Genomic DNA, 20,175 nt, shown 5'->3' with positions numbered 1-20,175 from the left:
CATACACCGCTACAGGCGGAGAATAAAAAAGGCCTTCCTCGAAAGGAAGGCCATCACGCGCATGTCAGCTCACTGGGTGTGCATTATGCTTATTTCTTAACGCTAAACTCAGGGTAGGCTTCAAGACCGCATTCCGCGATATCCACACCTTCATACTCTTCTTCTTCACTAACCCGGATGCCCATGATGGCTTTCAGCACCAGCCAAACCACCAGGCTTGCCAGGAACACCCAACCGAAGATACCGGCAATACCCATCATTTGAGCACTAAAGGACGCGCCATCATTAGTGATAGGCACCGCCAATACGCCCCAGATACCCGCCACGCCGTGAACGGAAATAGCACCGACCGGATCATCCAGTTTGAGCTTATCAAGCGACACTATCGCTACTACCACGATGACACCGCCAATAGCCCCGATAATGGTGGCACCTAATGCCGTTGGTGAGAGCGGGTCAGCGGTAATCGCCACCAAGCCTGCCAGCGCACCGTTAAGCGCCATGGTAAGGTCCGCTTTACGGAACCACAGTTTGGCCAGGACCAGCGCGGCGATCACACCGCCAGCAGCGGCCGCATTGGTATTGGCAAACACTTGGGCGACGTTGTTGGCCGACTCGATATCCGAGACTTTTAGCTCAGAGCCTCCGTTGAAGCCGAACCAACCCATCCACAAAATAAACGTACCCAGCGTTGCCAGCGGCATGTTGGCACCTGGAATGGCATGGATAGCGCCATCTTTACCGTACTTGCCCTTACGCGGGCCAAGAATCAGCACGCCTGCCAGAGCAGCGGCAGCGCCGGCCATGTGGACGATACCCGAACCGGCATAATCCGAGTAACCCACGCTGCTCAGCCATCCGCCACCCCAGGTCCAGTAGCCAGAAACCGGATAGATAAAGGCGGTCATGACCACAGCGAAGGCCAAAAAGGCCCATAGCTTCATGCGCTCAGCGACCGCACCGGAGACAATCGACATAGCAGTAGCCACAAAGACAACCTGGAAGAAGTAATCAGCGCGCTGGGAGTAGTAGGGCGCATCCTCGCCACCCGCCAGCACCGAATCTACGCTGTTCTCAGTGCCCAGCAGAAAGCCCAGACTTGGCAAGAAGCCGCCTTCGCCGCTGGAGTACATGAGGTGGTACCCCACCAGCAGATACATGGTGCAGGCAATCGCAAACAGCGCGATGTTTTTAGTCAGGATTTCGGCGGTGTTTTTAGCGCGCACCATGCCCGCTTCAAGCATGGAGAAGCCCGCGGCCATCCACATGACCAATACACCGCAAATCAAGAAGTAAAACGTGTCGAGCGCGTAGCTCAGATCAGCCAGTTCGTTCATTTGTTAGTTCCCCGTTGAACTACGAAGTATCCCGGTAAGTCCCTGTTTAAACGGCATCAGCGCCGCGTTCACCGGTACGAATTCGGATGACATCTTCGAGCGGCGTGACGAATACTTTGCCATCGCCGATTTTTCCGCTGTTGGCGGCATTGCAAATGGCATCCATCACGCTTTCCAGCCGCGCATCGTCAACCGCCACTTCTACTTTTACCTTGGGCAGAAAATCGACCACGTACTCGGCACCACGGTAGAGCTCGGTATGCCCTTTCTGACGCCCAAAACCTTTTACCTCTGTCACGGTAATGCCCTGCACGCCGTTGTCGGCCAGTGCTTCGCGAACGTCGTCAAGTTTGAATGGCTTGATGATGGCGGTAATGAGTTTCATCCCGTATCTCCCCTGCTGGATAAGTCCTGCTGAATGGGTAGCGGCGTTGCCGCTGAAAATGGCGATGCTCTACCAATGCGCATACCGTGCCACTAGCTAATTTTTTATTAATTTTTAGCGACTTAATAAAAAACAAGGCGCTTTTACACAAACGTTGAGATCAGGAAAGGCGTAGGGCCCAACCGATTGCACCAAAAAAGAACCGGCGCGAACGATTAACGCACTATTACTGGGCAACGAGATAAACGGATAAATGCGCCAATGCCACACGCAATACATGCGTACTGGCGGCGGGTTGCGTATCCTTAAAATAGTGCCCACTTTTAAAGCATCACTATTTAAGGAGAGAACCATGACGCCCCAGGACCGTATTAGCCGTTTGGCACAACAGATTGGCGACCGCTTACAAAATGCGTCACAAGCGCCCGAAGATATTCAGAAAGGCGTTCAACAGGTGGTTCGTGGTGCCTTTGATCGCTTGGAGCTCGTATCGCGGGAAGACTTCGATATCCTGATGGATGTGCTGCAGCGCACGCGCTCGCGGGTAGAAGCCCTGGAGAGGCAAGTAGCGCAACTGGAAGCCACGATGGAAGCGAGTCAGCCTGAGAAGCACCTGCCAGTCGCCACTAAGGCCGCTGAAAGCGCTCATCCCAACGCCGATATGGATGCTCCCGCTGCCCAAAAACCGGCTGCCAGCAGCACACTGAATGACGATAAGAAAAGCGATACGTAAGTACAGCACTGGTAACACCTGCCGCCACCAAAATGAGAACATCTATCATTGCGTTTTAATCTAACGATGATAGGATCACGATGATTCACGCGTTCTCTGGATAACCCACGAACCGCACCTCGTTTCAAGCGTCGCTCTTTTGGGCGGCGTTTTCTCGCTGGGTTGATCACTGGATGACCAAGCAGCAGGGTCCCTATTGATGCCAACCTTTACGTCGTTAACACCATCGACACTTAGCCAACTGGGCCAAACGTTCGGCATTGACTACCTGTATGCCGGGGAAGGGATTGACGACCCGATTGCCCAAGGCAGCGTCAGTGATTTACCGCTCTCTTCTGCGCTGCATCTCACCTTGTCCGACCTTGATGTTCATCAACGCTATGTCTCCCGCTCTACGCAGACAGTGCCCTGGTTTCTAAGTGTTGTTTTGGAAGGCTGGATTGACATCGCCCAAGGCCAGAAGCGGCTGACCATAGGCGCGGGGCAGGGGTTCTGCGCGCACTTTACCCCGCAGGCGCCGTTGATCGTTGAACAACCGGCACAGCCACGGCTGCGTACCCTCAATATTGCGGTGCTGGCCACTATTCCCAATGCGTTACCTAGCGCTCAAGCGCCTCAATTGCATGCTTGGGCACCACCTTCCACACTCTTTGCTCAGCTACGCGCTAGCTGCGAAACGCCACTGGACGACTGGCGGCATTCATTAGTTTGGCAGGGGCTTGCCCTCCAGCTTCTTGGACACGGCTTACCCACGCCGCCTACCAGGGAGAGTAAATCTACACGGGGCATCAAGGCCCGCGAACGCGAGCAGCTTGCTCAATTGCATGCCGAGCTGCGTAATAACCCAATGACCGATTACTGCCTGAGCGGTCTGGCTCGTCGTGCGGCGATGAGTCCCAGCAGCTTGCGGCAGAAATTTAGTACACTTTACGGCTGCTCAATTTTTGATCACTTACGCCACTGTCGGCTTCAACAAGCCTATAGCCACTTGGAAAAAGGCTATAGTGTTCAACAGACAGCGCATGCCTGTGGCTATCGCCATGCCACCAATTTTACGACGGCCTTCAAACGCCGCTTCGGTATTGCACCAACAGAAGTGATCAGCAGGGCCAGAACACAATAAGCGCATCATTAATACTGACATTACGCATAGCTGATTTGGCATATTGCATAGCTCAACACCCCATTAAAAAGCAATAATTCTCATTACTATAAACGGTAGAGAATTATTGTCATGCTTATGCTCCCGCACCGCTTGTCCTATCGCCACCTTGCGCTATCCATTGCCTTGGCAGGCGGCTCGGTATCTGTCGCCTATGCCCAAACATCACCGGATGTAGCTCGTCAGCTAACGACGGTCACGGTCACTGCTCAGCAGGCTGCCACCAAGGTAGAAACGCCATTTATCGAGACGCCGCAAAGTGTGTCAACCATTACCCAGAAGCAGATGGAAGAGCGTGGCGTAACGACCGTCCAGCGCGCAACCGACTACACGCCAGGCGTTTACTCCAATCAGGTGGGCGCTTCAAACCGCTTCGACTATTTAGTGTTGCGCGGTTTTTCCGATGGCAGCTTAAGCAACACGTTTCTGGATGGCCTGAAAGTGATGGGCGATGCTAACTCCCACAGTTCGATGCGTATCGACCCTTGGTTTTTGGAAAGCATCGAAGTCGTTCGCGGGCCTGCCTCCGTGCTCTATGGCCGCGCCTCTCCGGGCGGCATGGTAGCGCTGAACAGCAAGCGTCCTGAGTTTGAGCAAGGCGGCGAGCTGCGCTTGCAAGTGGGCAACAATAACCAGCGTAGCGCCGCGTTCGACCTAACCGGGCCGATTGACGAGCAGCAGCGCATAGCATTTCGCTTAACGGGTATCGCCAGCGGTGCGGACACCCAGTTCGGGCCCGCCGAAGAGCAGCGCTTTGCCATTGCCCCACGCCTGACATGGGACATGACCGACGACACCAGCCTGACGGTTGAAGCCTACCTGCAGGATGAACCGAAAGGCGGTTATCACTCCGGCGTACCTTATGAAGGTGCCGTAATACCCCGCAACGGGCGTAAAATCAGCAATAATTTCTTTGACGGCGAAGAAGATTACGACGCCTACGAGCGCACCCAGCGTATGTTCGGCTACTCGCTTGAGCACCGCTTTAATGACCGGGTCACTGGCCGTCAGATGCTGCGTTACCTGAATTCGGACGTAGTACTTAATCAGGTATATGGCTTTGGCTGGACATCGCCCGCTTCCAACGAATTAACCCGCTATTACTCCGGCAGCGACGAGTCCCTTGAAGCATGGACCATCGATAATCAGCTTGAAGCTCGATTTGATAACGGTGCTATGGCGCATACACTGCTCTTTGGCGTGGACTATCAGCAGCGCGAAAACAACGTGTCATGGCCTTCCGGTGCCTTCCAGCCCATTAACGCCTTTGAGCCCGTTTATGGCAGTGATCCCGTCGCATTTTATGCTCCTACTCGGGAACAACATAACATTGAACAGACCGGTGTTTATCTACAGGACCAAATTGCACTCAACAACTGGCGCTTCACGCTGGGCGGACGCTATGACTGGGTGAGCATTGATAACACGAACAAGGATACCGACGATTCAAGCTCGCTAAACGATACTCAACTTAGCGGCCGTGCGGGCGTGGTGTATCTATTCGATAACGGCGTAGCGCCTTACTTGAGTTACTCCACCGCGTTTACTCCCACAAGCTTTGTGGATGAAAGCGGCGATTTGCTCTCGCCCATGGAAGGCGAGCAGTGGGAAACCGGGGTGAAGTATCAACCCAGCGGTAGCGCCAACCAGTACAGCGCGGCCATTTTCCATATCAGTCAGGAAAACGTAGCCACCAAAGAGCAGCCCTCTGACCCTTACCGCGCCGTGGGCGAAATTGAATCCCAAGGACTTGAATTGGAGGCCCAGACCCAACTGACCGAAACGCTCTCGCTTCAAGCAGGCTATAGCTTTACCGATATTACCTACGCTAAAAGTGACGACGGCAACCAGGGCAACAACGCGATTTACTCGCCCCGGCACCAGCTACAGGCATGGGGACATTATGAAGCAAACAGCGGCTGGCTAAACGGCGTGGATGTAGGTGTTGGTGTGAGGCATTACGCGGATATCGCCGCAGACCGCGCAAACACCGAAACCGTACCCGACTACACGCTGGTCGATGCCACCATCGGCTACGACCTCAGCCATGTGGGCGTTAACGGCGTCGAAACCCGCCTTAACGTCAACAACGTACTGGATAAATCCTACGTAGCGTCATGCAACTCACTAGATTACTGCTACTTTGGCGCTGAGCGCGGGATTACAGCAAGCGTTCACTACCGTTTCTAAACACTTAAGAGAGCCGCTGAGCCCCGTCACCCTGTTTAACCACACGTCGTCGGGGTTTAGCTAACGACAAGCTTGCACGGCGTTGCAAGCAAGAAAGATTATCGTTTAAATACAGCTCTTCTTTCAAAATGGCTCTTCCTCATGCGCCGTACCGTGACGCTTTCTTTCGCCCGAGCCGCGCTTCTGCTCACCAGCCTGCTAGCGTTTACCAGCGCCCATGCCCAGTTTGCCACGGTGGATTGGACCATTGCCGAGACGTTGGTGGCTATCGACGCGCCGATCAGCGGCGTGGCCCAACAGAAGGACTACTACGACTGGGTCGGCGAGCCGCGACTTCCAGAAGGTGTGACCGACCTTGGGCTGCGCACCCAGCCCAATTTTGAATTGTTGGCCCAGCTGGCTCCCGAGCAGATATTGATCTCGCCGATGTTTGCTGCACTCACGCCTCGTTTGGAGCGCATCGCACCGGTAACCTCCATTCCGCTTTACTCCCCCGGTGCCGATACCTGGCAGGAAATCCAGGCATTAACGCGCCAACTGGGTGAGCTCACCGAGCGACAGCCCCAGGCAGAACAATTAATTGCCGACACACAGACGCTAATGGCATCACTACGTGAAGCGCAACCTGACACCGCACCGCTATTGATGGTGCAGTTTATGGATGCACGCCATGTGCGGATCTTCGGGGATAACAGCCTTTACAATGCGGTGCTTGAGCAGCTTGGCCTGGACAATGCCTGGGACCAACCCACCAACGCCTGGGGGTTCGCCTTAGCAGGTATCGAAGTGCTTGCCCGCTATTCAGAAGCGACGCTGGTGATTGTTGACCCGGTGCCCATGGGCGTAGAAGAAGAGCTGGCAGAAAGTGGCCTGTGGCAACAGCTGCCCGTTGTGCAAAGCGGCAACTTTTTGCGCCTGCCACCCGTATGGAGCTTTGGAGCGCTACCTTCCGCCCAACGCTTTGCCCGTGTGTTGTCTACCGCTTTGGACGACTTTTCCCACCACAACCAGCCCACCCGTTAGAAATGGCGTCCGCACATCGCATCATATCCCCGCTATGCTCATCACGCCTAAAGCCCTGCCTGCTATCAAAGTTTTCTTAGTTACGGTAAGTTAACTATTTTGATCAAGTAGAATTAGGAAATAAGCGAGGAAGCGGAATGACCTTAGCCATTGTGGCCACGCGTGCGGGCGTGGGCCTGGATGCACCAGCCGTCCATGTAGAAGTACATCTTGCCAACGGCTTACCGGGGCTTACGCTGGTTGGGTTACCCGAAACAGCAGTCAAGGAAAGCCGTGAACGCGTGCGTAGCGCATTGGTTAATGCCGGGTTTGATTTTCCCAACACCCGGCGCATTACACTCAACCTGGCGCCTGCGGACCTTCCCAAGGAGGGCGGCCGGTTCGATTTGCCCATCGCACTCGGCATTCTTGCGGCCTCCGGCCAGATTCCAGTAGACGCGCTAGAAGGCATGGAGTGCGCGGGCGAATTGGCGCTGGACGGCAAGCTGCGCGCCGTACCCGGTATGCTTCCTTTCGCGCTGGCAACGCGCCGGGCCGGAAACGCCCTGATCATTCCTCGCGCCTGCGCCGACGAGGCCGCACTAGCCGGTGACTTACCGGTATTGCCAGCGGATACGCTTTGGCAGGTCGTTGCTCACCTACTTGGGCAGGAGAAAATCCCGCCCCACCGCCTGCCCGCCTCAGTAAAAACCACCACGCCAATGGCCGATTTAGCCGATGTACGCGGCCAGCAACAGGCGCGTCGCGCGCTGGAAGTCGCCGCGGCGGGAGGCCACAATTTATTGTTCGCAGGCCCGCCTGGCACGGGTAAAACCATGCTGGCCAGCCGCCTGCCGGGCATTCTACCGCCGCTTTCAGAAGAAGACGCCTTGGCGGTCGCCGCCGTGCGCTCGGTATGTGGGCTGTCGCTGGATGCTGACTGGGGCAAGCGCCCATTTCGCCAACCGCATCATAGCGCCAGCGCCGCTGCGCTGGTGGGCGGTGGCTGTCATTTCCAACAATTGTTGCGACTAAACAATAATTGCTGCGACAATCTCTATGTTGAGTTTACATAGAGTGCGCCTTTGTGACCGTTTCTCTTAAACAATCCAGAACCTTTAGCTTCCATGATGGCACCCTAAAAAACGAGGCAGAGCGCTTGGTCGTTTGGTGGTACGGGCCTATATTTAAGAACAATCGCTTACGAAGCGTCCCTAAAATCCATATCTTCTTAAGAACCATCGACCATGAAAATAACTTAGGAGGCGTGATGAGACGTGAGACTGTCTTAACGCATCTTGGGCTATTGAGAATAGGGTCAGTATGGGAAAAGGGCGTGAGTAGCTCGCGTATTGCCTACGAGGAAAGAAAATTCTCCGTTTCTTTTTCTCCAGGCGGCTGGCGAATTGTCACCTTAGATGATTTACGACAATCAGGACGAAGCCTCTATACCGCTTTTCATGACTCGAACTACTTACCCCAGAAAAATCAGCACAAAACATACCTGATTGAATTTGACCTTCCAGATGGCAAACACTTGCTCATCCCTTGCACAGAATTTTTTATTCGCGTTTACGGCCGATCTTCTGAAATCAAGCGAGTGCTCGCCACTTACCCTTGGGAAGAAGTCAAAAAACGTCTTTATCGACCGCTTGATGCGCCTGCATCCCCAGGTACGTGGCCTGTCAAATTTACCTATCATGTTCATAAACACGATGCCATTTTGCTCGCGCATATGTTGTACGATCCGTATGCCAAGCGCGCTGCAAAATATATATATTCACAATTTGAAACCAGCTCCACGCCAGATGAGATGCTTTTAAAAGCCACCCCATGGTTTCAAGGCAGCGGGGAAATCTCTGTTTCTGGCGTTCCAATTGATGGTGGCAACACATTCCTAGGCTTGCAGATATTAGGCTGTACGCAGCCCGATGGTGCCACGATCCACCGCGAAAGAGAGAAGTCAACGACAGTACCAGCCACCGATGGCGATGATGCTCCCACTCAATTTCCCTATCATCAGCTTCAAGACATCCCCGATGTCATTGACCTGACGGATGATGAAGAGCCCGACCATGGCTCTTCTTGGCTAGACCTTCCTGAGGACGAATTCGTTATTTTAGGTAAGCCTCGCGCCGTCTTGGATAAACGATATACTCGAAAAAATGTGCCCGATACACGAGGCGTCCCCGTTCCGGGTGACGAAACTATTTTCTCCACTGGGGAGCCGCATGGATCAGGAAAAGGGGTCGGACAGGCCTCTATTCATGCTCCTATTACACTGGAATCACAGGGCTTTCTACGTGATATGTGGAATGCGCTTCTCTATTTGCAATCGGCCTATCCCGAAACGATTCGTGGCGTTAGCTGGTTTACCTTTGAAGACGGCTTTAGCACTTCCCCCGACCCTCGGTTGATCAGCCTCGAACCTTTCGAAATAGACGAGGAGGTGGAAACGTCAGTCGCTAATTGGGTTTACATTGATACTCAGACCAAGGTACCTCGCGGGGTGCTCGTCGTTCGGGTGCATGTGTTAGATCAAACGCTCTATCTCATGGAGATCCAACGACGCCCTCCAAAACCCAGAGCTGGCGGTAGCGAGGAGGCATCCAAGCCTCCTTCCTATAAAGGTTTAGTCTTCACGCTGAGCCACCAAGGCAGCTTCGAGCAGTGGTTACGCCAAGTGCTGTCTAACGTGCGGCACGTAGAAGGTGTTGTCCAAAAACTAGTTGGTCACTGCCCAGGATTCGCCGATACGTTCAAGCACCCTAAATCCAAAAAGGAACAGATACCCTGCGAAGCCTCTGTGTTAAATGCTTTTAGCAAGGTCAGTATTGGTCGCAGTGACTTAGCATAGGTACTATTTGCCACCTTTATGAGTAGCGGTGTCTGTTTTGTCGCTAAGAGCAACCTGTACACCCCGTGTGCAGGTTGCTCTTCTGACGAAGAGCCGATACGGCCATCCCTTCAGTGGCGGGCGAGGATCTTCGCTGCGATGGGCGAAGTGATCATTTGAATCACGGCAAAAAAAGCGGCTGGAATCGCGATCTCTGATGGCAAGCCGGAAACAGCGACAAACGCTGCAGCGATGCTGAATTCCTTTTTACTGACCGTGAAAAGATAGGTAATCACCTCTTTGCGATCAGAGGTGAGTAACCGTGAGGACATACCTACCAGGTACCCAATCAAATTGAGGCACAGGGCCGCGCCCGCAATCACAAACGCATACCAGCCATAGCCAATGATCGTGGTGGCATTCGGCCCGACCACGGCGAGTAGGATCAGCAGATACAGAATCGACCCTATCCCTGCATACGCTGAATCATGCCGTGCAAAGAAAGCCGAGAACTTTGTACGCAAGCTGACCCCAATCACGGTAGGAAGAAGCACGATTAGTGTTAATTCAAGAATAATTGATCCAAGCGGCACGTCTAACTGAAGGCCGGTGAGCCATAAAAACAGGGGGTATCCGGATTATCTGGTTGGTATGCGAGAGAGAAAGGTGGCCGACAAACTCAACCCACAACGGATTAGCTGGTTGATGGCTCGCTCAGTACGCTCACTTGCTAGAGAGCAGATACTTCACCAAACAGGCGATGCCCAGGACCAGCAGCAATAGTAGGGCAATTCCGATCACTGGCATTATCCAGCCCATCGCCCCCATCATCCCGCAATCGGGTAGTGTCGTGTTCATCGTGACAGAGCTCCCTGTGGTGTCCATGCCCAAAACCCGTGGTGCCGCCGCCCAGTGGCACCACGGTCGCGCTCATATCGTTCACCCGGCACAGCAGGACAACTGCGTCACATCCTTGGTGAAAGTCTGGGCACAGAGCTTGAGCCCTTCCACCATGGTCAGGTAGGGAAATAGCTCATTGGCGATGTCGTGTACGGTCATGCGTGCGCGTAGCGCCATCACCGCCGTCTGGATCAGCTCACCGGCTTCCCCCGCCACCGCCTGCACCCCCAGCAACCGGCCCGAGTCGCGTTCGGCCACCAGCTTGATGAAACCACCGGTGTCGAAATTCACCAGCGCACGCGGCACGTTTTCCAGGTCCAGCTCGCGGGTATCGACGCTGAAGCCTTGCTCGATGGCCTCGGCTTCCGTCAGGCCGACGGTGGCCACCTGGGGGTCGGTGAAGATCACCGCCGGCATGGCGCTCAGGTCCAGGGTGGCTTCGCCCCCGGTCATGTTGACGGCAGCCCGGCTGCCCCCGGCGGCGGCGACATAGACGAACTCCGGCTGATCGGTGCAGTCACCGGCGGCATAGAGCCCCGGCACCGTGGTGTGCAGATGCTCATCGACCAGAATCGCCCCACGTGCGGTTTCCACGCCGAGGCTCGCCAGGTTCAGGGCCTCGGTATTGGGTGTCCGTCCGGTGGCCACCAGCAGTTGATCCGCCCGCAAGGTGCCGGCGTTGGTATCGACAATGAATTCATTGTCGGTGTAGTCCACGCGGCTCGCCTGGGTCTGCTTGAGGACCTCGATGCTCTCGCGGCGAAACGCCGCCTCCACCGCATCCCCTACCGCCGGGTCTTCCTGGGAGAGCAGGCGGCTGCGGGCCAGCACCGTGACCCGGCTGCCCAGCCGGGCGAAGGCCTGGGCCAGTTCCAGGGCCACCACCGAGGCGCCGATCACAATCAGCCGCTCGGGAAGGGTGTCCAGGGCCAGCGCACTGGTAGAGGTCAGGTAGGGGGTGTCGGCAAGACCCGGGATCGGCGGTACTGCCGGTCGGGCGCCAGTACCGATTAAGGCGCGGTCGAAGTGGACGACCTGCTCGCCGCCCTCGTTCAGCTTGACCATCAGGCTATGGGCATCGATAAACCGGGCCTCGCCGTGCAGGACCGTGATGGCCGGGTGGTCGCGCAGAATCCCCTCGTACTTGGCGTCACGCAGTTCCTCGACACGTCGCTGCTGCTGCTCGAGCAGCTTGGCCCGATCCACCACCGGCGCCTGGGCGCTCAGGCCTGCATCGAAGGGACTTTCCGTACGCAAGTGGGCAATATGGGCCGCGCGAATCATGATCTTCGAAGGCACACAGCCTGTATTGACACAGGTACCGCCGACGGTGCCGCGTTCGATCAGGGTGATCCGGGCGCCGCGCTCGGCGGCTTTCAGGGCCGCCGCCATGGCGGCGCCGCCGCTGCCGATCACCGCGATGTGCGGGGCGTCTTCATCACGGCCCTTGGACACCGATGCGCCTGCCGGGGAAGTGGGCCCACTGTTGGCCAGTCGAGCTTGGTAGCCAAGTCGGGTCACGGCAAACGTCAACGCCGAGGCCGGTGTCTCCGGATCAACGGCTACCGATGCCGTCCCCTGAGGATAGGATACCTCCACCGACTGCACGCCGGGCAGCTTCTCCAGGGCTTCCCTGACATGATCCGCACAGCGGTCACAGGTCATGCCACTCACGTTGAGTTCAATCATCACGTTTCTCCGAGTCTTCATTAGTAAAGCCGGCATCCTGCTTCCGCTTGTGGTATCGCGCGTAGAGAGGTAAGCCGATGGCCAGGGCGGCAAACAGCAGGTAATCGAGATAGCCTGCCAACGCGGCCAGGCCCGCCGTACCGAATAGCACCAGGGCGATTGGCGCGGCGCAACACAGCACCATCAACCCGGTGCCAAGCACGACGCTTAAAAATTTCTGCGAATCTTTCACGCTTATTCCTTCACCGTGGCGGGCAAGCTCGTAAACAACTCACCCGATGACCGCGATGTGCAGCTGCTTGATGTCACTCAGGGGGCGTATTCCTTGATTTGATAGAGCCGTTGTCACAACAGGCGTCGAACTGCTTCTTACGCCAAATCGCATAAATGGTCAGGCCGATGAAGAAGGCCAGGGCCGGCAATAACACAACGTCGAGATAGCCCGTCAGCCCCGCCAGGCCCACCGTGCCAAGCAGGATCACCAGGATCGGCGTAAAGACAATGCCACCAGGACGGTGCCGATCACGCTCACGCGCAGCAGGGGCTTGGGATTCTTCATGATCACTCTCGATCCGCTTGCGAGGATGTCGGGGTTGATGGATACCCAGCGTTGATGGTGGCCTCGGTCAATGCCTCCACCGACGTTCGGGCGTCGTCAAAGGTGACCACGGCCTCGAGATCCGCGTAGCTCACGTCGACTTGCGAGACGCCGTCCACCTTGTTGAGGGCGGCCTTGACGGTGATCGGGCAGGCGGCACAGGTCATGCCCGGCACCGACAGCGTCACGGTCTGCAGGGCCGCTAAGGCGGGCGTGCTGAGCAGGGCGAGTAGCGCGATGAAGGCGAAACGAGCTTTCATGGTAGATCTCCTTTTAATAGAACAGGGGCAAGATGTAGGGGAATACCAGGGCGATTAGCACCAGCAGCGATACGAGCCAGAAGATCGCCTTGTAGCCCGTCCTGACCCGTGGCACGGCACACACCTCTCCCGGCTGGCACTTTTCCACTGGCCGAAAGACGCGACGCCAGGCGAAGAACATCGCCACCAGCGCGACGCCGATAAAGAGCGGGCGATAGGGCTCCAACGCCGCCAGATTGCTGATCCAGGCGCCGGAAACGCCCAGCGTGATCAGCACCAGCGGGCCGAGGCAACACGCCGAGGCCAGGAGGGCCGCGACTCCTCCGGCGGCCAGGGGCCCTCGCCCCGTTTTAGATGTCCGCATTGACGATTCTCCTTTCGGGATGGGGGGAGCTACGATAAGGTTACTTCCGTAGCTTGGTACGGAGTCAAGCATCATGAAGAGACATGCAGATAAAGTGGCGGACACCATGACCATTGGCGGCCTGGCCAAGGCGGCCGGCGTCAATGTCGAGACAATCCGCTATTACCAGCGACGAGGGCTATTATCGGAGCCCGAACGCCCTCCCGGAGGTATTCGACGCTATAGTGCCGCCGATATCGACAGGTTGACGTTCGTGAAAACGGCGCAGCAGCTGGGCTTTAGTCTGGATGAGATCAGTGACCTACTTCGGCTGGAAGATGGCGCCCACTGTCAAGAAGCCAGTGCTCTCGCAGAGCACAAGTTAGGGGACGTTCGCGAGAAGATCGACAGGCTTGAAAGAATTGAGAAGGTGCTGAGCGAAATGGTCGACAGATGCCATGCACAACAAGGCAATATCACTTGCCCGCTAATTGCGTCATTGCATGAAGGGCTCAGAGAAGCAGAAGACCCAAGGGAGTAACTCACCTTCAGTTCGTTGAAAACAACGCGGTCAAAGAGTCGCGATCATCTATGGACCATGTCGACAAGGAAAGTTTGCATGACTAGCTTGCCTGACAACATCCTTCACCTTCCCGAGTACCACGTCCTAGGCACCAAGATGGAAGAGCATGATCTCCACTACCAGGTCGAAGCTCCTGAGCCTCTAGCTTGCGAGGAATGCGGCGTTGAGAGTGAGTTTGTCAGGTTCGGCAAGCGCGATGTGGCCTATCGCGACCTACCCATCCACGGAAAGCGGGTCACCCTCTGGGTGGTCCGTCGCCGCTACACCTGCCGGGCGTGTGGAAGGACGTTCCGGCCAGCTCTTCCGGAAATGGTAGACGATCACCGCATGACGCGGAGGCTTTACAACCACGTCGAGAAGGAAGCCTTCAATCACCCCTACGCCTACGTGGCTGATACCACGGGCCTCGACGAGAAGACTGTCCGCGAGATATTCAAGAAGAAGGCTGAGTTCCTGGCAGCCTGGCATCGTTTCGAGACACCCCGCTGCCTGGGGATCGACGAGCTGTACCTGAACCGCCGCTACCGCTGCATCCTGACCAACCTGGAGGAGCGTACCCTACTGGACCTGCTGCCCGGTCGCCAGCAGGACGCGGTGACGAGGCGCCTCATGAGCATGACCGAGCGCCACCAGGTCGAGATCGTCAGCATGGATATGTGGAAACCCTACCGCCGTGCTGTCCAGGCGGTACTGCCGCAGGCTCGCATTGTGGTCGATAAGTTCCATGTGGTGCGGATGGCCAACGAAGCCCTGGAGAAGGTGCGTAAGGGACTCAGGAAGGATCTGAAGCCAAACCAGCGGCGGACCCTCAAGGGCGATAGGAAGATCCTGCTGAAGCGTGCCCACGACGTTTCAGATCGCGAGCAGCTTATCATGGAGACATGGACAGGGGCCTTCCCTCAGCTCCTGGCGGCCTACGAGCACAAGGAGCGGTTCTACCACATCTGGGACAGCACCACCCGGCGTGATGCCGAAAAGGCGCTGGCCCGCTGGATTGACGACATTCCACAGGGGCAGAAAGAGGTGTGGAAGGATCTCGTCAGCGCCGTCAGCGGATGGCGCGAGGAGGTGCTGGCCTACTTCGAAACCGACACCCCAATCACCAACGCCTTCACGGAGTCGATCAATCGGCTGGCCAAGGACAAGAACCGCGATGGCCGGGGCTACTCATTCGAGGTGATGCGGGCCCGGATGCTCTACACCACCAAGCACAAGAAGAAGGTGCCGCAGATCAAGGAATCCCCCTTCCTGGGCAAGGCCACCATGACCTACAGCATGGGTCTTCCCGAGCCTGAGAAAAACTACGGCGTCGATCTATCAACCTTCTGGGAGAGTTAAGGGTTCGAAGGAGCAAGGGGGCTCCATCTACCACTTAATCCGGATACCCAAAACAGGAAGGGAACAATAAACGGACATAACGCGGTGTTGACTGCGTTGAAAACAGCGGCAAGCGCCACATTGCCTTTTGCCATCAGTACCAAAAGAGGAGAGGACACATCTGTCGGCAGCGTGCCGAGCAAGGTTTGGCCAGCAGCCAGCGGGCCGCTTCCAAAAAATAGACGGCCCGTTAGCCACCCGGCAATCGACATAGGCCCATAGACCAGCCCCAATGCCAACAACTGCCGTGACGGCTTTCGGAACACGATGCGCACTGCATGCGCATCGAATGTGAGGCTGATAATCAACATCAGTAATGCCAGTAATGGCCCAATCGCGAACTTAAGCATTATTCCGGTGGCCGGAAAGAGTAAGCCTCCCCCCGCGACGACGATTACAAACCAGACAAGGTGCGCCTCGACAAAATAAATGAATCTACCCATGGTGGATTAGACGTTACCGGTTGAAGTGGATTGAGCCCCGCACCTAAAACATGATCACCTTCGGCCCAGCGCGCCATGGCTCGCTTGGTAGCTAGGGACGTGCTTCCCAATCCAGCGATGCAAATAGATAATGCTCAAGGGTTGAAGCTTTAGTTGCTAGAGGTTTTATAGTACCAAGAACAGATAATTCGAGAGAAGGTAACAGATGGGACATCATCATGATCATCCCCACATTGATCCTGCCTCTGGCGACCGGCGCGTCAGCATCTCCATTTGGGCCAATGGGCTCTTAACCATCGCTCAAATCGTCGGTGGCATTATGGCGGGGAGCCTATCGCTGATCGCTGATGCGTTACATAACTTTTCTGACATGGCAGCATTAGTCATTGCCTTTGCTGCTCGTAAAATCGCCAGACGGCCTGCCGATGTGCATATGACCTTTGGCTATGGCCGCATCGAGATAGTGGCAGCACTCATCAATTACACCACCCTCATTATTGTCGGTGTCTACCTGATTTACGAAGGCGCTATGCGGATGGTCGATCCCCCTGAGATAGAGGGATGGACGATCGTGATTATTGGTGGCGTCGCGCTCGTCGTCGATGCCCTTACCGCCATGCTCACGTGGTCAATGCAAAAAGAGAGTGTCAATATCCGCGCCCTTTTTCTGCATAACTTATCGGATGCGTTTGCCTCCATCGCCGTGATTATCGGTGGTTCGCTTATTTTACTGTACGACATGCGCTGGGTAGACCCCGCGATCACGATAGGGATTGCGCTATATATTCTTTACCTAGCCTTCTCTGAAATTGGCGGCCCTATCCGTACGCTAATGCTGGGATCTCCCCCGGACATTGACGGGCAGGCAGTCGTTGAGACCGTACGAGATATCGAGGGAGTCCAGGATATTCACCATGTGCATCTATGGCAGATGCAGGAAAACATGGCAGCCCTTGACTGCCACGTGGTTCTGACAGAAACCGGCTGGCAGCAGCTTGAATCCGTCAAAGCAGAGATCAAGGAGCAGCTTAAAATGCGCTTCAGTATTGCTCATTCCAGCCTAGAGTTTGAGCATAGTGACCACGCGCATCAAAATGCCAATCTATATGGGCATGAGTGACAGACCGAGGCCGGCTCCCAGCTCAGGTAGATAGCGAGCAGCTTACTCCCATAGCGATTGGCTTATTTTTCAACCCTACTTTTCCACCCCATCGTTGAGACAGAGAGAGAAACATGTTCAAAAAAGCGTCTTTTATATTGGCCGGTACGTTAATGCTGACCGCTGCGATCGTCGCCGTATCGAAGCCTGCCCTCTTAGACATGCAAGCTCAGGCAGCAAAAGAGAGCGGTGTCCAGGCCGAGGACTCCTTGGTGCGTTCACACTCCCCCATCTTGGGACGAGAAGACGCGCCGGTGACGATTGTGGAATTCTTCGATCCGGCTTGCGAAGCCTGCCGTGCTTTCTATCCCCTGACAAAAAGTATTCTGGAAACCTACCCAGAAAAAGTGCGGCTCATCGTGCGCTACACTCCTTTCCACGGCGACGTATCGGACAAGGCCATTCGGGTATTAGAAGTTGCTCGTCGTCAGGGCGTCTTTGAACCGGTACTGGAGAGGCTGCTGGCTCGCCAGGATCAATGGGCTTCACATGGCAGTTTTGATGAATCCGCTATCCTCGATATCGCGAGCCAAGGAGGCCTTGATTTAGCGGCTGCCGAAGAGCAACTGACTTCTGCTGAGGTGCAGGCGGTGATTGACCAAGACATGGCGGATGTCAGAGCCAATCAGATTCGCCAAACACCTACCTTTTTTGTCAATGGCGAGCCTTTAGACCCCTTTGGTATGCAAGAGCTGATTGATGCCGTCGAGAGTGAAGTAGCGGAGATCTCTGGGGAAGAGGATGGCCAGTGATGCAGCGCTGGTGGTTACTAGGCTTGGTGGGCTTTTACCCCTTGCTAGCCGAAGCCAATTGGCAAACGCATCTGTCATTGCCTCCGTCTGAACTTAGCCCTGTCAAGTTACAGGCGGCTAGCGAGCAAGAAGGCACATTACCGCTCGATAGCGTTGATACCCTAACCTTTGGGCGTGATGTCGTCATTGATACCACCCTCTACGAGGCCTTGGCAGCAGAAGGTGTCCCAACGCGTTTCGCCACTAAACTGGAAACACTGCTCAGCGAGTTTATCGCAGCGCCGCTGGAGTTTTCTGGCAGTGAACGTATTCAATTAGTGTGGGAGGAAGATCGACGCCAGGACGGCGCCCGTGTTGGGCCACCACGCCTCAGTTATGCCGCTCTGCCTGATCAGGCAGAGCCCTTGGAGGTCATATGGCCGGTCACCCAAAAGGGGGACGTAGCTCTTTTCAAAAGCGACACCCTGCTAGGCACGTTGCGGTTGCCCGTGCTTAGTGCCCGCTTAACGTCTCGCTTTGGGAATCGGCGACATCCTGTGTATGGAGGGATGCGTCCTCATAATGGAATTGACTTGGCTGCGCCGACAGGAACGCCGGTCATTGCCACCGCACCTGGGCGCGTATCCTTTATGGGTCGCCAAGGGGGATATGGGCAGGTGATCGAGGTGGAGCACGACACAGGGGCAATCAGTCGCTACACACACCTTAGCCGATTTTCCCCACAGCTAGTGGTTGGGGATTTAGTCAATGCGGGAGAGTCGCTCGGAGAGGTAGGTGCCTCTGGGGTCGCCACGGGGCCCAACCTACATTACGAAGTGAGAGTCAATAACCAGCCTGTTGACCCCCTTGGTCAAGGTCAACGCATCATGCTAGGCGAACAGCCGACTCAAAGTGAATATCAAGCGTCACTTTACGAGGCAAGAGATCGCTTAGAACAAGCTATCGGTACGGCGTCACTTTATGACTTGATCTCGTTTAACGAGCCGTAACCACTCGTGCTTAACAACGTTGCATGGGGGTTAGTAACGTGAACGTGCGCTTGTCTCGTTATGGAACCCAAGCCGTGTAATCACTCATCTATCACAACACAGGTAATCGGTATGGAAGAGGTTTCTCCCGTCACCATGGGGGTATTGGCAAGCCTTGCGGCGGGCTTGATGACGGCTGTAGGGGCGCTTCCTGTCTTGTTTACCAAAACACCGAATCGTGGTGTTCGCGATTTAGCGTTGGGGTTCGCCGCTGGTGTCATGCTAGCGGCCTCTTTCTTCTCACTGATCATACCCTCCTTAGAAGCCTCGGAGCTGCGTTATGGCGGTAGCGTGGTACCTGCTGCCATTGCTTGTGCGGCCATTTTGCTAGGGATTGGAATGGTCGCACTACTGAACGAGCTCTTACCTCATGAGCACTTCGAACAGGGGCGAGAAGGGCCAGAGGCTGCCTCACTACGCCGTATCTGGTTGTTTATTATTGCCATTACGATACACAACCTGCCAGAAGGGCTGGCCGTTGGCGTGGCCTTTGGCGCAGGGGGAAGCGAAGGAGGCATGCCGCTAGCGATTGGCATTGGACTTCAGAATGCCCCAGAAGGACTGGCCGTAGCAGTATCACTGCTAAGCGTGGGCTATTCACGTTGGCGGTCATGGACGATTGCCGCCCTTACGGGGCTTGTTGAGCCGTTGGGTGGCTTATTAGGCGCTGGAGTCATCAGCATGTCACAAGCGCTACTGCCCTGGGGGTTGGCCTTTGCAGCGGGGGCGATGTTGTATGTGATCAGTCATGAGATTATTCCCGAAACTCATCGGAGCGGGCACCAAAAAAAGGCCACGCTGGGCCTCTCCATCGGATTGGTACTCATGCTGTTTTTGGATGTTTCGCTGGGCTAACCATTGGGCGTGGGGCGTAGCGTTAGTGCTAACCCAAGTCGTGAGCCCCTCCGTGCGATTTTTCAGTGATACAGAGCTGATGATCACTGATGACCTCAATGATTCGGCAGCTTTCCACTTTACCACCGGCACACTGTGTGACCATCCGTTGAAGCTCCTCACGCAGTATGGACAGTCGTTGAAGGCGGGACTCCACTTTCTTTAGGTGATGCGTGGCGATGGCATCGACTTCTTGGCAAGGCATATCAGGTTGATCTGACATGGCCAAAAGCTCTCGCACTGACTCCACCGAAAAGCCAAAGTCACGGGCATGACGAATAAAGGTCAAGCGCCGCACAGCGTCGTCTCCATAGCGGCGCTGTCCTCCGCCGGTTCGTGTCGCATCGCGCAACAGCCCAATACGCTCGTAATAGCGAACCGTTTCAGGTTTGCAATCGGCTCGTCGTGCTAACTCACCAATGCTGATACTTTGCCCCATCATCGACATGGTAAAACTCCTTACGCAGGGCTTGAAGCTGTAGTTGCTACAAGGTTTACACTTCA

Annotated in this window: 22 protein-coding genes and 1 pseudogene; 12 read left to right on the top strand and 11 right to left on the bottom strand. The window is 55.6% G+C overall.

The features are described from left to right. Positions 1-89: 89 nt before the first annotated feature. Complete coding sequence (locus tag ACT3T7_RS15165; protein ID WP_444631464.1) at positions 90-1,337, bottom strand: ammonium transporter; 1,248 nt, start codon at positions 1,335-1,337, stop codon at positions 90-92. A gap of 46 nt (positions 1,338-1,383) precedes the next feature. After that, positions 1,384-1,722, bottom strand: coding sequence for a P-II family nitrogen regulator (locus tag ACT3T7_RS15160; protein ID WP_444631463.1), 339 nt, complete (start codon positions 1,720-1,722; stop codon positions 1,384-1,386). Positions 1,723-2,074: 352 nt separating this feature from the next. On the opposite strand from ACT3T7_RS15160, the gene ACT3T7_RS15155 reads away from it, so the two are divergent. The 6 genes and pseudogenes from ACT3T7_RS15155 (at position 2,075) to ACT3T7_RS15130 (ending at position 9,666) form a co-directional block, all read left to right on the top strand. Beyond that, positions 2,075-2,455: an accessory factor UbiK family protein gene (locus tag ACT3T7_RS15155; protein ID WP_444631462.1), complete on the top strand. Its 381-nt coding sequence runs from the start codon at positions 2,075-2,077 to the stop codon at positions 2,453-2,455. A gap of 199 nt (positions 2,456-2,654) precedes the next feature. Next, positions 2,655-3,578, top strand: coding sequence for a helix-turn-helix transcriptional regulator (locus ACT3T7_RS15150; RefSeq protein WP_444631461.1), 924 nt, complete (start codon positions 2,655-2,657; stop codon positions 3,576-3,578). A gap of 111 nt (positions 3,579-3,689) precedes the next feature. Next, positions 3,690-5,807 carry a TonB-dependent siderophore receptor gene (locus ACT3T7_RS15145; RefSeq protein ID WP_444631460.1) on the top strand — a complete coding sequence of 706 codons (2,118 nt, stop codon included), beginning with the start codon at positions 3,690-3,692 and terminating at the stop codon, positions 5,805-5,807. 141 nt (positions 5,808-5,948) lie between these two features. Further along, positions 5,949-6,830, top strand: coding sequence for an ABC transporter substrate-binding protein (locus tag ACT3T7_RS15140; protein ID WP_444631459.1), 882 nt, complete (start codon positions 5,949-5,951; stop codon positions 6,828-6,830). 137 nt (positions 6,831-6,967) lie between these two features. Next, positions 6,968-7,816: pseudogene (locus tag ACT3T7_RS15135) on the top strand (YifB family Mg chelatase-like AAA ATPase); the annotation flags it as partial. 80 nt (positions 7,817-7,896) lie between these two features. Continuing rightward, entirely contained in the window at positions 7,897-9,666 is a 1,770-nt protein-coding gene (locus ACT3T7_RS15130; protein ID WP_128082404.1) for a hypothetical protein, read from the top strand. Between the two features lie 110 nt (positions 9,667-9,776). Here the strand turns inward: ACT3T7_RS15130 and ACT3T7_RS15125 are convergent, their stop codons facing one another. From ACT3T7_RS15125 to merT, 7 genes are all read right to left on the bottom strand, one after another. Next, entirely contained in the window at positions 9,777-10,271 is a 495-nt protein-coding gene (locus tag ACT3T7_RS15125; RefSeq protein ID WP_246638315.1) for a bile acid:sodium symporter family protein, read from the bottom strand. A 97-nt stretch (positions 10,272-10,368) separates the two neighbouring features. Continuing rightward, positions 10,369-10,503: a hypothetical protein gene (locus tag ACT3T7_RS15120; RefSeq protein ID WP_008957399.1), complete on the bottom strand. Its 135-nt coding sequence runs from the start codon at positions 10,501-10,503 to the stop codon at positions 10,369-10,371. A gap of 81 nt (positions 10,504-10,584) precedes the next feature. Then, a complete protein-coding gene (gene merA / locus ACT3T7_RS15115) occupies positions 10,585-12,234 on the bottom strand; it encodes a mercury(II) reductase (protein ID WP_082051506.1) in 1,650 nt (549 codons plus the stop codon). Further along, positions 12,227-12,466: a mercury resistance system transport protein MerF gene (gene merF / locus ACT3T7_RS15110; protein WP_027965777.1), complete on the bottom strand. Its 240-nt coding sequence runs from the start codon at positions 12,464-12,466 to the stop codon at positions 12,227-12,229. The genes merA and merF (ACT3T7_RS15110) overlap by 8 nt, the downstream gene beginning before the upstream one ends. Positions 12,467-12,539: 73 nt before the next feature. Further along, positions 12,540-12,716, bottom strand: a complete 177-nt coding sequence (gene merF / locus ACT3T7_RS15105; protein WP_240470511.1) for a mercury resistance system transport protein MerF — start codon at positions 12,714-12,716, stop codon at positions 12,540-12,542. Positions 12,717-12,795: 79 nt separating this feature from the next. Next, entirely contained in the window at positions 12,796-13,092 is a 297-nt protein-coding gene (merP, locus tag ACT3T7_RS15100; protein WP_022519794.1) for a mercury resistance system periplasmic binding protein MerP, read from the bottom strand. Between the two features lie 13 nt (positions 13,093-13,105). Beyond that, entirely contained in the window at positions 13,106-13,456 is a 351-nt protein-coding gene (merT, locus tag ACT3T7_RS15095) for a mercuric ion transporter MerT (RefSeq protein ID WP_027965778.1), read from the bottom strand. Between the two features lie 73 nt (positions 13,457-13,529). Between merT and merR the strand changes: the two genes are divergently transcribed. After that, positions 13,530-13,976 carry an Hg(II)-responsive transcriptional regulator gene (gene merR, locus ACT3T7_RS15090; protein WP_006911920.1) on the top strand — a complete coding sequence of 149 codons (447 nt, stop codon included), beginning with the start codon at positions 13,530-13,532 and terminating at the stop codon, positions 13,974-13,976. A 78-nt stretch (positions 13,977-14,054) separates the two neighbouring features. Continuing rightward, positions 14,055-15,356: an ISL3 family transposase gene (locus ACT3T7_RS15085; RefSeq protein ID WP_027965779.1), complete on the top strand. Its 1,302-nt coding sequence runs from the start codon at positions 14,055-14,057 to the stop codon at positions 15,354-15,356. Here ACT3T7_RS15085 and ACT3T7_RS15080 read toward each other — a convergent pair. Continuing rightward, complete coding sequence (locus ACT3T7_RS15080; RefSeq protein WP_231125682.1) at positions 15,353-15,838, bottom strand: hypothetical protein; 486 nt, start codon at positions 15,836-15,838, stop codon at positions 15,353-15,355. The two genes, ACT3T7_RS15085 and ACT3T7_RS15080, sit on opposite strands and share 4 nt — an antisense overlap. Positions 15,839-16,043: 205 nt before the next feature. Here ACT3T7_RS15080 and ACT3T7_RS15075 point away from each other — a divergent pair, with 205 nt between their 5' ends. The 4 genes from ACT3T7_RS15075 to ACT3T7_RS15060 all read left to right on the top strand — a co-directional run bounded on the left by ACT3T7_RS15075 (position 16,044) and on the right by ACT3T7_RS15060 (position 19,632). Then, positions 16,044-16,958, top strand: coding sequence for a cation diffusion facilitator family transporter (locus ACT3T7_RS15075; protein WP_027965780.1), 915 nt, complete (start codon positions 16,044-16,046; stop codon positions 16,956-16,958). Positions 16,959-17,071: 113 nt separating this feature from the next. Beyond that, positions 17,072-17,749: a DsbA family protein gene (locus tag ACT3T7_RS15070; RefSeq protein WP_022521292.1), complete on the top strand. Its 678-nt coding sequence runs from the start codon at positions 17,072-17,074 to the stop codon at positions 17,747-17,749. Next, a complete protein-coding gene (locus tag ACT3T7_RS15065; protein ID WP_051233885.1) occupies positions 17,749-18,738 on the top strand; it encodes a M23 family metallopeptidase in 990 nt (329 codons plus the stop codon). Before ACT3T7_RS15070 ends, ACT3T7_RS15065 begins: the two co-directional genes overlap by 1 nt. 111 nt (positions 18,739-18,849) lie before the next feature. Continuing rightward, the gene (locus ACT3T7_RS15060) at positions 18,850-19,632 is read left to right on the top strand and encodes a ZIP family metal transporter (protein WP_027965781.1); all 783 of its coding nucleotides are present in this window, start codon (positions 18,850-18,852) and stop codon (positions 19,630-19,632) included. Positions 19,633-19,660: 28 nt separating this feature from the next. On the opposite strand, the gene ACT3T7_RS15055 is transcribed toward ACT3T7_RS15060, so the two are convergent. Beyond that, positions 19,661-20,119 (bottom strand): MerR family transcriptional regulator, encoded by a 459-nt coding sequence (locus tag ACT3T7_RS15055; RefSeq protein ID WP_082051477.1) that lies wholly within the window; start codon positions 20,117-20,119, stop codon positions 19,661-19,663. Positions 20,120-20,175: the final 56 nt, after the last annotated feature.

Source organism: Halomonas sp. 111 (genome assembly GCF_052379685.1).
GTDB classification, from domain to species: Bacteria; Pseudomonadota; Gammaproteobacteria; order Pseudomonadales; family Halomonadaceae; genus Vreelandella; species Vreelandella citrativorans.
This window is presented reverse-complemented; position numbering and strand designations above follow the sequence as displayed.

Coding starts and splice junctions, on each gene's coding strand:
- ACT3T7_RS15150 (WP_444631461.1), top strand. CDS start 2,655: ATGCCAACCTTTACGTCGTTAACACCATCGACACTTAGCCAACTGGGC.
- ACT3T7_RS15085 (WP_027965779.1), top strand. CDS start 14,055: ATGACTAGCTTGCCTGACAACATCCTTCACCTTCCCGAGTACCACGTC.
- ACT3T7_RS15060 (WP_027965781.1), top strand. CDS start 18,850: ATGGAAGAGGTTTCTCCCGTCACCATGGGGGTATTGGCAAGCCTTGCG.
- merT (WP_027965778.1), bottom strand. CDS start 13,456: ATGCGGACATCTAAAACGGGGCGAGGGCCCCTGGCCGCCGGAGGAGTC.
- ACT3T7_RS15065 (WP_051233885.1), top strand. CDS start 17,749: ATGCAGCGCTGGTGGTTACTAGGCTTGGTGGGCTTTTACCCCTTGCTA.
- ACT3T7_RS15160 (WP_444631463.1), bottom strand. CDS start 1,722: ATGAAACTCATTACCGCCATCATCAAGCCATTCAAACTTGACGACGTT.
- ACT3T7_RS15075 (WP_027965780.1), top strand. CDS start 16,044: ATGGGACATCATCATGATCATCCCCACATTGATCCTGCCTCTGGCGAC.
- ACT3T7_RS15140 (WP_444631459.1), top strand. CDS start 5,949: ATGCGCCGTACCGTGACGCTTTCTTTCGCCCGAGCCGCGCTTCTGCTC.
- ACT3T7_RS15080 (WP_231125682.1), bottom strand. CDS start 15,838: ATGGGTAGATTCATTTATTTTGTCGAGGCGCACCTTGTCTGGTTTGTA.
- merA (WP_082051506.1), bottom strand. CDS start 12,234: ATGATTGAACTCAACGTGAGTGGCATGACCTGTGACCGCTGTGCGGAT.
- ACT3T7_RS15155 (WP_444631462.1), top strand. CDS start 2,075: ATGACGCCCCAGGACCGTATTAGCCGTTTGGCACAACAGATTGGCGAC.
- ACT3T7_RS15070 (WP_022521292.1), top strand. CDS start 17,072: ATGTTCAAAAAAGCGTCTTTTATATTGGCCGGTACGTTAATGCTGACC.
- merP (WP_022519794.1), bottom strand. CDS start 13,092: ATGAAAGCTCGTTTCGCCTTCATCGCGCTACTCGCCCTGCTCAGCACG.
- ACT3T7_RS15055 (WP_082051477.1), bottom strand. CDS start 20,119: ATGTCGATGATGGGGCAAAGTATCAGCATTGGTGAGTTAGCACGACGA.
- ACT3T7_RS15145 (WP_444631460.1), top strand. CDS start 3,690: ATGCTTATGCTCCCGCACCGCTTGTCCTATCGCCACCTTGCGCTATCC.
- merR (WP_006911920.1), top strand. CDS start 13,530: ATGAAGAGACATGCAGATAAAGTGGCGGACACCATGACCATTGGCGGC.
- ACT3T7_RS15165 (WP_444631464.1), bottom strand. CDS start 1,337: ATGAACGAACTGGCTGATCTGAGCTACGCGCTCGACACGTTTTACTTC.
- ACT3T7_RS15120 (WP_008957399.1), bottom strand. CDS start 10,503: ATGAACACGACACTACCCGATTGCGGGATGATGGGGGCGATGGGCTGG.